Below are 9,166 nucleotides of genomic sequence, written 5' to 3'. Positions count from 1 at the left end.
GCCGAATTCCCGGCGACGGGGTGCGGGCCTTTTATCGCTCGTACGAGCATCTAATAGCTCGTACGAGCCGCAAATGACTCCCGACCCGACCTGACTAGCCCTATCCGGCCACTGCGAACCACCCGAAGTGACAGCCCAGTTGGGATGAACCGTCCGCGCGGGTGACGCGTCCTGAATCTGTAAGAAGCGGTGCCGCGAAATCCCTGCGGAATGACGCCCGTGGGGCAACACTGGGTTCCGACGACTTAACACGGGGGCGGCAATGAACGACACTTCTAGCCGCGGAACAGACACCACGACCGACTCAGACAACTCAGTCACCTCATCCATCACGACAGAGCGAAAGATCCCACCCATGTGCCAGCACCAGACACCATGCTCGTCAGCCGAATCCGCCGACCGGGAGTCCGCCCGTCTCGTGGCGCACCACCCGGAACAGGGGTGGAGCCTGCTGTGCAACGGCGTGGTGCTCTTCGAGGACACCGGTGAGCTTCTGCCGGACGGCCGGGTCATCGCCCCGCACCGTCCGCCGGCCGGCAGCCAGGTCATGACGGCTGCCTGAGGGCCGCCGGGCGGGGTGACGACCCGCCCGCAGATATGAGGGGCCGGCCGCAGGACACCCTGCGAACCGGCCCCGACGCATGTCCGGGGGTCGTCACTCCCCGTCACCCGCTGCGACTGCGCGTTCCCGGCTCGTACGCCTTCCCACGGATGCCCGTTTTCCGGAAGACTTCTGGAAGTTTCGCGGTCACCCGTCGACGGAGGTGGGGCAAGTGGCAGCACGTGAGGCCGACGCCGAGGGCAAGGTCACGATCACGGAGATCGCCCGGCAGGCCGGCGTGTCCGTGCCGACCGTGTCCCGGGTCGTCAACGGCCGGTCCGACGTGTCGCCGCAGACCCGGGCCCGGGTCGAGGAGCTGCTGCGCCGGCACGGCTACCGCAAGCGCCCCGCGGCCCCCGGTGCCCGTGCGGCCCTGCTCGACCTGGTCTTCAACAACCTCGACAGTCCCTGGGCCGTGGAGATCATCCGTGGGGTCGAGGAGGTCGCGCACGCGGCCGGGGTCGGCACGGTGGTGTCGGCCATCCACGGGCGGTCGGGCGACGCCCGCGAGTGGATGCGCAACCTCCGGGCCCGTGCCTCCGACGGCGTCATCCTGGTCACGTCGGCGCTGGAGCCGATGCTCCACGAGGAGCTGCGGATCCTCGGCGTCCCGCTGGTCGTCGTCGACCCGGCGGGCTCCCCCGCCCTGGACGCGCCCACGATCGGCGCCGCGAACTGGTCGGGCGGCATGGCGGCCACCGACCATCTGCTGTCCCTCGGCCACCGCCGGATCGGCCTGATCGCCGGCCCGCCGCGCCTGCTGTGCTCCCGGGCCCGGCTGGACGGCTACCGGGCGGCCCTCGAAGGCGCCGGTGTCGCGATGGACACCTCCCTCGTCGTCCCCGGCGACTTCCGCCCCGAGTCCGGTTTCACCGCCTGCAACACTCTGCTCGACCTGCCCGAGCCGCCGACGGCCGTGTTCGCCGCCAGCGACCAGATGGCACTCGGCGCGATCGAGGCACTGCGGCGGCGCGGGCTGCGGGTGCCGCAGGACATGAGCGTGGTCGGTTTCGACGACCTTCCGGAAGTCCGCTGGTCGGCTCCCCCACTCACCACGATCCGTCAGCCCCTCGCCGACATGGGCAAACTGGCCGCCCGCACGGTCCTGCGCCTGACCCGCGACGAACAACCGGACTCCCCACGGGTGGAACTGGGAACGGACCTGGTGGTGCGATTCAGCACGATGCCACCGCCGGAGCGGGCCTGACGGACCGGGAGCCGGTTCGGCCCTGGTCGAACGGCACCGCCTGCCTACCTCCCCTCAAGCGCCTCACGCAGCGCGAAGTACGCCGGCTTCGGCCTGAGTTGCTCGTCCCACGGCAGGGCCGCGCCCTCGCCCGGGAAGAACGGCGGGATCCAGGAGTATTTGTCGGTGTAGTCCCAGAGGGTGACTCCGACGCACCGGCGTACCGCCAGGCACGCCTCGGTCAGGTCCCGGTACCACTCGGCCTGCTGTGCCAGCTTCTCCTCGGTCGCGGGCAGCAGCATCCGTACGTCGACCTCGGTGAGCGCCGTGTCGAGGCCGAGCCGGGAGAAGCGGCGGAGGTTGTCCTCCAGGCTGGCGGGATAGCCGTACTGGAGGGCGAGATGGGCCTGGAGGCCGATGCCGTGCAGCGGGACGCCCTCGGCCTTCAGCTCCTTGGCCAGCTTGTAGTACGCGTCGCTCTTCGGGCCGATCCCCTCGATGTTGTAGTCGTTGAGGTACAGCTTCACGCGCGGATCGGCCTGATGCGCCCAACGCAGCGCGTCGGCGATGTACCCGGGCCCGAGCGTCTTGTAGAAGACCGACTCCCGGTACGTACCGTCCTCGTTGAACGCCTCGTTGACGACGTCCCAGGCGAACACCTTGCCCCGGTAGTGCCGTACCTCCGCCTGGACATGCTTCTTCAGCACGGCCCTCAACTCCGGCGCCGTCCACTCCCGCCCCGTGAGCCACCCGGGCAACTGGCTGTGCCAGACCAGGGTGTGGCCGCGCACCTTCTGCCGGTTGGCCCGGGCGAGGTTCACGATCTCGTCGCCCTTGGAGAAGTCGAACACGCCCTGCTGCGGCTCGGTCGCGTACCACTTCATGCTGTTGCCGGGCGTGATCTGGTCGAACTCGTCGCCGAGCAGGGCCTTGTACGGCGCGTCGACGAGCTCGGGATTGTCGGTCGCGCTGCCGAAGTAGCGGCCGTGCCGCTGGGCGAGGTCCGCGAGGGTGGGTTCCTTGCCGTACTCCTCGCCGGCCTGTGCCGCCGGGCCGGTGGCGATGCCTCCGGCCACCAGCACGGCGGCCAGCGCCCCGGCGAGTCTGAGCCGTATGGCGGTCCTGCGCATGGTGCGACTCCTCACGATCAGATCGGATCAGATCAGGTGGGTGGGTGAGCCGTACGTCCGCGGCGCGCGTCAGCCCTTCGTGGCGCCCGCGGTGAGGCCGCCGACGAGCTGCCGCTCGGCGACCGAGTAGAAGGCGAGTGCGGGGACCATGGCCAGCACCAGATAGGCGAAGACCTTGGCGTACTCCGCGGAGTACTGCCCCTGGAACTGCTGCACGCCGATCGGCAGCGTCCACCACTGCGCGTCGGTGAACACCAGCAGCGGCAGGAAGAAGTTGTTCCAGCTGGTGACGACGGCCAGCACCGAGACCGTGCCGAGCGCGGGCCGCGCCATGGGCAGCAGCACCCGCCAGAAGAAGCCGAACGAGCTGCACCCGTCGAGCGTGGCCGCCTCCTCCAGCTCACCGGGGATCTGCCGGAAGAAGCCCCGCAGGATGATGATGGTCATCGGCAGTCCGAAGGCCGCCTGCGGGAGGATCACGCCGAGGGGGTTGTCCAAGAGGCCCAGGGAGCGCAGCAGCAGGAACAGCGGCAGGGCCGCCACCGCGAACGGGAACATCAGCCCCATCGTGAACAGCGTGAACAGCACCTCCCGGCCGCGGAAGGCGAACCGCGCGAAGGAGAAGGCCGACAGTGCGGAGACCGCGACGACCAGGACGGTCGTGCCCACCGCGATCAGCGTGCTGTTGCCGATCAGCCGCCAGAAGTCCCCCGAGCCGAGGATCTGGGTGTAGTTGGAGGTCACCCACGACTCGGGCAGACCGACCGGGTTGCGGGACAGCTCGTCGGTGGACTTGAAGCCGGAGAGCGCGGCGTAGAGCAGGGGAACGGCCATGACCGCGCCGACGACGACCAGGACGAGGTGCAGAGGCACACTCCCGCCCCTGCGGGACTTCCGGCTGATCGTCACTTTCCCTCACCCCGCATGGTCGTGGTGGCCCCTTCCAGATCGCGCCGGAGCACGAACCGCTGGTAGGCGAGGGCGAAGACGAGGCTGATGCCGAACATGACCACGCTGATCGCGCTGGCGTAGCCGACCTGATAGCGCTTGAAGCCGTACTGGAACATGGTCACGGCCATGGTCTCGGAGTGGTGGTCGGGACCGCCCGCGGTGGTCACCCACACCAGGTCGAAGAGCTGGATGGACCCGATGACCGACAGGAAGACGCTGATGCGCAGGGTGGGCGCGAGCAGCGGCAGCGTCACATTGCGGAAGCGCTGCCAGGGACCGGCTCCGTCGATGAGCGCCGCCTCGGTCAGCTCCTTCGGGACGGCCTGGAGTCCGGCCAGGTACAGCATCATGTGGAAGCCGAAGTACTTCCAGGTCATGACCAGGAACAGGGTCGCCATGACCGTGGACGGGTCGGCGAACCACTCCCCGCCCACCCCGTCCAGCCCGATCCTGCCCAGGAGCTGGTCGGCGAAGCCGTCGTCCGGGGCGAAGATCATGCCGAACAGCACTCCGGTGATCGCCTCGGACAGGACGTACGGGGCGAAGAACAGCATCCGGTACACCGCCCGGCCGCGCATGCGCTGGTTGAGCAGGACGGCCATGGCGAGCGCGAACGGCAGTTGAAGGACGAGCGACAGCACCACGAGGACCAGACAGCGCCACAGGTCGCCCAGGAAGACCTCGTCCTGGAAGAGCCGGGTGAAGTTCTCGCCGCCGACGTAGTCGGAGGGCATACCGAAGCCGCCCCAGCGGAAGAACGCGGCGTACAGGGCGAACAGCATCGGCAGCAGCACGAGCCCGATGAACAGCACGAGGGCGGGTAGCTGGAAGCCGGTCGCGGTCAGCCAGTTCAGCGCGCGTCGCCGGGCCCGGCTCCGGGCCCGTTCCGCGGCCGGGGGCGGAACGCCGACGTCGGGTCCGGTCCGTTTGTCCGGCAGGAACGTGGAGGTCATCGCCGGCTACTGCTCTTCCTTCGCGGTCCTGGTGATCGACTGGGCGACCTGCTCGGGGGACTTGGAGCCGGCGATGAGCGCGGCGACGCTGTCGTTGACCTCCTGGCCGACGGCGGGCGCGTAGGCCTGGTCGAGGTAGAGCTGGAAGCCGGTGGCCTTCTTCAACTGCTCCTGTACGGCCTTGATGTTGGGGTCGGCGATGGCGCTCTCGGCCGCCGGGACCACGGGGAGGACACCGGTCTTCTTGACCAGTTCCAGGTCGGTGGCCTCGGACGCGAAGAACTTCAGGAAGTCGACGGCCGCCTGCGGGGCGCCCCGGCGCACGGCGTGCCCGCCGCCTCCGCCGAACACCTCGGTGAGGGCGCCCTTGCCCCCCTCGACCGCGGGGAACGGGAAGAAGCCGAGGTCCTTGCCGAGCCCCTTGCCCGCGTCGGCCTGCACCACGGGAGCCCACTGCCCCATGAGCTCCATGGCGGCCTTGCCGTTGCCGACGGTGGCGGCCTGGCCGGTGGGCGTGGAGTAGGCGGCGCCGAGATAGCCCTTCTGGAACGGCTGGAGGCCGACGAGTTCGTCGAGGTGCTCTCCCGCCTCGACGAAGGGGGCGCCGGTGAAGTCCTTGGCGTCGTAGGCCTTCTGCAGCGCGTCGGCGCCGGCGGTGCGCATCGCGAGGTAGGCCCAGTAGTACATGCCGGGCCACTTCTCCTTGCCGGCCAGGGCGAGAGGCGTGACCTCGGCGGACTTCAGCTTCCGTACGGCGTCGAGGAAGCCGGTCCACGTGGTCGGGGGCGCGCTGATGCCGGCCTTCTCGAAGAGGGCCTTGTTGTACCAGAAGCCGATCATGCCGATGTCGAACGGGATGCCGTAGACCTGGTCGTCGATCAGGTAGGGCTCCCTGGCGACCGGGAGCAGGGAGTCGCCCCACGGCTTGGTGCTGTCCGTGAGGTCCTCGACGAGCCCGGCGTCGACCTGCTGCTTGAGCACGCCGCCACCCCAGGTGTGGAAGATGTCGGGCAGCTTCCCGGAGGAGGTCAGGGCCGTCATCTTCGACTTGTAGCCGTCGTTCTCCAGTTGGACGATCTTTATCTTGACCTTGGGGTTCTGCGCCTCGAATTTGCGGGCGAGGGCAGCCCAGACACCCTTGGTCGGCTCGGTGGTGGAGATGTTCCACCATTCGATCGTGGTCGTCCCGGACGACCCTCCGTCCGAGTCCCCGCCGCATGCGGTCAGTGCCGTCATCCCCAGACCGGCCGCGGCGGAGGCCGCCAGGAAGCCGCGGCGGGACAGTGCCGGGTCGCCCATCATGCTCCTCGAAAGTTTCGGATGAACTCCAGAAAGCTGCGTCGTTGCCGCACCCTAGAGACAGCCGCCAAAGGGTGACAACCCCTCGTACACGGTGAATCTTTCCTCGAGTTGAGAGCGTGACCCGGGACGAAACATTCGAGGCGATGAACGAACCTTACGGAGCCCATCCGACCCACGATCACGCAGGGTGTTCGGACACGGGGCGGCCTCGGACACCGCACTGCCGCACGCACGGGCCGCTCGGCAGTCGCCCCACCCGCCCTCAGCTCGCGTTTCACGCCCCGGGCACCCCGAACGGGGGCGCCAGACGCCGAGTCTTAACGGAAGCTTGACGCGCTCACACCTCTCATCCGAGGGCCACGACATCACGCTCCGCTTACGCTGATCGGGCCGTCCAGTGATGGCCGGAAATACCCTGCGCCGCCTCCCGGGAGCACCTTCGATGGCCACCACTGAGCACCTGCCACCGAGCCGTACGGAGGCCACCCCACCCGGTCGCCTGCGCGCCTGGATGCTGGAGGGCCTGTCCGACATGGGCAAGGGCGGCGGCCACACCGGACCCCACGCCGAACCGGAGCCCCCGCACAAGGGCCAGCCCTGGTGGCGGGTGATGTGCCTGACCGGCGTCGACTACTTCTCCACGCTCGGCTACCAGCCGGGCATCGCGGCCCTCGCCGCCGGACTGCTCTCCCCGATCGCGACGATCGTGCTGGTGATCGTCACGCTGGCGGGCGCCCTGCCGGTCTACCGCCGGGTGGCCGAGGAGAGCCCTCACGGCGAGGGCTCGATCGCGATGCTGGAGCGGCTGCTGTCCTTCTGGCAGGGCAAGCTGTTCGTGCTGACCCTGCTGGGCTTCGCCGCCACCGACTTCCTGATCACCATCACCCTGTCGGCCGCCGACGCCTCCACTCACCTGGTGGAGAACCCGCACCTGAACAGCGCCCTGCACGACAAGCAGTTGCTGATCACCCTGATCCTGGTCGCGCTGCTCGGCGCGGTGTTCCTCAAGGGTTTCCTGGAGGCCATCGGCGTCGCGGTCGCCCTGGTGGGCGCCTACCTCGCGCTGAACGCGGTCGTGGTGGCCGTCGGCCTCTACCACGTGGTCACCGCCGGTCACGTGGTCACCGACTGGTCCAGCGCCCTCACCACCCAGCACGGCAACATATTCGTCATGATCGGCGTCGCCCTGCTCGTCTTCCCGAAGCTGGCCCTAGGCCTGTCCGGATTCGAGACCGGTGTCGCCGTGATGCCGCATGTCAAGGGCGACGACGGCGACACGGAGGAGAACCCGAAGGGCCGCATCCGGGACACGAAGAAGCTGCTCACCACGGCCGCTCTCATCATGAGCGTCTTCCTGATCACCACCAGCTTCATCACCACTCTCCTCATCCCGGAGAAGGAGTTCGAGGCGGGCGGCCAGGCCAACGGACGCGCCCTGGCCTATCTGGCGCACGACTACCTCGGCAACGCCTTCGGCACCGTCTACGACGTCTCGACGATCGCCATCCTGTGGTTCGCCGGCGCCTCCGCGATGGCCGGCCTGCTCAATCTGATGCCGCGCTACCTCCCCCGCTACGGCATGGCCCCGCACTGGGCGCGCGCCGTACGGCCCATGGTCATCGTCTTCACCCTGATCGCCTTCCTGGTCACCTGGATCTTCGACGCCGACGTCAACGCGCAGGGCGGCGCCTACGCCACCGGTGTGCTGGTCCTCATCAGCTCCGCCGCGATCGCGGTGACCATCGCCGCCCGCAAGGCCCGGCAGCGCAACTGGACCATCGGCTTCGCGGTCATCTCCGCGGTGTTCCTCTACACAACCGTGCTCAACGTCATCGAGCGCCCGGACGGCGTGAAGATCGGTGCCTGCTTCATCGCCGGGATCATCCTCGTCTCCCTGCTGTCACGGCTGGCCCGGGCGTTCGAGCTGCGCGTGACCAGCGTGTCGCTGGACGGCATGGCGGAGCGCTTCGTCCGGGACATGGCCAGCCGCAGGATGCGGTTCATCGCCAACGAGCCCGACCGGCGCGACATCGCGGAGTACCGGGACAAGATCGAGCAGATCCGGCAGGACAACGACGTGCCCGGGCAGGAGGACTTCGTCTTCGTCGAGGTGACGGTCACCGACCCGTCGGAGTTCGAGGCGAGCCTGACCGTACGCGGCGAGGTGCTTCACGGCCGCTATCGCGTGCTGACCCTGGAGTCCTCCTCCGTCCCCAACGCGCTGGCCGCCCTGCTCCTGCACGCCCGCGACCTGACCGGCTGCACCCCGCACATCTACTTCGAGTGGACCGAAGGCGGACCCTTCACCAACCTCCTGCGCTTCTTCCTGTTCGGCCAGGGCGAGGTCGCCCCGGTGACCCGCGAGGTCCTGCGCGAGGCGGAACGCGACCGGAAGCGGCGGCCGAGGGTGCACGTCGGCTGACCGGCCTCAGCCGCTGGATCTTCTCCTGCCGAAGCCTCTCCGAGGCCGGCGCACCACGACCTGCCCGAAGCTGATCCGGCCGGTGATCCGCACACGCAGCACGACGGGTGCGTCGGCCCCCGCTCCCGCCCGGCGCGCCTTGATCTTGGAGTAGTTCAGCACCAGCGAGCCGGTGTCCACCACGACCCCCGGCCGGGTCACCAGCTTCAGGGCACCGCCGCCCATCTCCAGGTCGATGTGCAGCGTGTCCTGGGTGATCACCGCGTCGGTGAAGTCGAGCGTCACCTCGCCGAACGACGAACGGATCTCCAGGCGCCGCGGCACCACCCAGGCGTCACCACGCCGGGTCGAGGCCCCCTGCTGCTCGATCCGGACGACGTCCTCGGCCTCGACGGGGGTCTCCCCCACCACCTCGGGCAGATCCGTCGTCAGCACGGCCAGCTCACCGACCGTACGGGCGGACAGCGCGGCCTCCAGCCGCTCGTCGAGCTCCTCCAGGGTCAGCCGGCCGTCGCCCGCGGCGACGCGCAGCACGTCCACGATCCGGTCCCGGTCCGCATGCGAGGCCCTCACCTCGGGCGATCCACCGGTACGCGAGAACTCTCCCGCCATCACAGCCCC

8 protein-coding genes are annotated in these 9,166 nt (G+C 69.0%); 3 read left to right on the top strand and 5 right to left on the bottom strand.

The genetic code is table 11. The features are described 5' to 3' along the window. Nucleotides 1–355 precede the first annotated feature (355 nt). Together ACFTZL_RS08615 and ACFTZL_RS08610 are read left to right on the top strand one after the other, a co-directional pair. Nucleotides 356–562: a DUF5999 family protein gene (locus ACFTZL_RS08615; RefSeq protein WP_382579736.1), complete on the top strand. Its 207-nt coding sequence runs from the start codon at nucleotides 356–358 to the stop codon at nucleotides 560–562. A gap of 211 nt (nucleotides 563–773) precedes the next feature. After that, complete coding sequence (locus ACFTZL_RS08610) at nucleotides 774–1,808, top strand: LacI family DNA-binding transcriptional regulator (protein ID WP_382579734.1); 1,035 nt, start codon at nucleotides 774–776, stop codon at nucleotides 1,806–1,808. Nucleotides 1,809–1,852: 44 nt separating this feature from the next. Here ACFTZL_RS08610 and ACFTZL_RS08605 read toward each other — a convergent pair whose 3' ends face one another. The 4 genes from ACFTZL_RS08605 to ACFTZL_RS08590 all read right to left on the bottom strand — a co-directional run bounded on the left by ACFTZL_RS08605 (nucleotide 1,853) and on the right by ACFTZL_RS08590 (nucleotide 6,120). Next, the gene (locus ACFTZL_RS08605) at nucleotides 1,853–2,917 is read right to left on the bottom strand and encodes an endo-1,4-beta-xylanase (protein ID WP_382579732.1); all 1,065 of its coding nucleotides are present in this window, start codon (nucleotides 2,915–2,917) and stop codon (nucleotides 1,853–1,855) included. Nucleotides 2,918–2,986: 69 nt separating this feature from the next. After that, nucleotides 2,987–3,751, bottom strand: coding sequence for a carbohydrate ABC transporter permease (locus ACFTZL_RS08600; RefSeq protein ID WP_229872965.1), 765 nt, complete (start codon nucleotides 3,749–3,751; stop codon nucleotides 2,987–2,989). Between the two features lie 71 nt (nucleotides 3,752–3,822). After that, a complete protein-coding gene (locus ACFTZL_RS08595) occupies nucleotides 3,823–4,821 on the bottom strand; it encodes a carbohydrate ABC transporter permease (RefSeq protein WP_382579730.1) in 999 nt (332 codons plus the stop codon). 6 nt (nucleotides 4,822–4,827) lie between these two features. Continuing rightward, the gene (locus ACFTZL_RS08590; protein ID WP_382579738.1) at nucleotides 4,828–6,120 is read right to left on the bottom strand and encodes an extracellular solute-binding protein; all 1,293 of its coding nucleotides are present in this window, start codon (nucleotides 6,118–6,120) and stop codon (nucleotides 4,828–4,830) included. Nucleotides 6,121–6,565: 445 nt separating this feature from the next. Here ACFTZL_RS08590 and ACFTZL_RS08585 point away from each other — a divergent pair, with 445 nt between their 5' ends. Next, a complete protein-coding gene (locus ACFTZL_RS08585; RefSeq protein ID WP_382579728.1) occupies nucleotides 6,566–8,545 on the top strand; it encodes an APC family permease in 1,980 nt (659 codons plus the stop codon). A gap of 6 nt (nucleotides 8,546–8,551) precedes the next feature. Here ACFTZL_RS08585 and ACFTZL_RS08580 read toward each other — a convergent pair whose 3' ends face one another. Further along, on the bottom strand, nucleotides 8,552–9,118 hold the full coding sequence (locus ACFTZL_RS08580; RefSeq protein WP_382579727.1) for a DUF1707 domain-containing protein: 567 nt from the start codon (nucleotides 9,116–9,118) through the stop codon (nucleotides 8,552–8,554). Nucleotides 9,119–9,166 lie beyond the last annotated feature (48 nt).

This window comes from Streptomyces sp. NPDC056948 (assembly GCF_042674225.1).
In the GTDB taxonomy this organism is placed as follows: Bacteria; Actinomycetota; Actinomycetes; order Streptomycetales; family Streptomycetaceae; genus Streptomyces; species Streptomyces purpurascens.
The sequence above is the reverse complement of the archived record's forward strand: the minus strand, read 5'-3'. Positions and strand labels throughout refer to the sequence as shown.

Excerpts from the sequence above, each read along its gene's own strand:
- ACFTZL_RS08585 (WP_382579728.1), top strand. The coding sequence starts at position 6,566 with ATGGCCACCACTGAGCACCTGCCACCGAGCCGTACGGAGGCCACCCCA.
- ACFTZL_RS08615 (WP_382579736.1), top strand. The coding sequence starts at position 356 with ATGTGCCAGCACCAGACACCATGCTCGTCAGCCGAATCCGCCGACCGG.
- ACFTZL_RS08600 (WP_229872965.1), bottom strand. The coding sequence starts at position 3,751 with ATGGCCGTTCCCCTGCTCTACGCCGCGCTCTCCGGCTTCAAGTCCACC.
- ACFTZL_RS08595 (WP_382579730.1), bottom strand. The coding sequence starts at position 4,821 with ATGACCTCCACGTTCCTGCCGGACAAACGGACCGGACCCGACGTCGGC.
- ACFTZL_RS08590 (WP_382579738.1), bottom strand. The coding sequence starts at position 6,120 with ATGGGCGACCCGGCACTGTCCCGCCGCGGCTTCCTGGCGGCCTCCGCC.
- ACFTZL_RS08605 (WP_382579732.1), bottom strand. The coding sequence starts at position 2,917 with ATGCGCAGGACCGCCATACGGCTCAGACTCGCCGGGGCGCTGGCCGCC.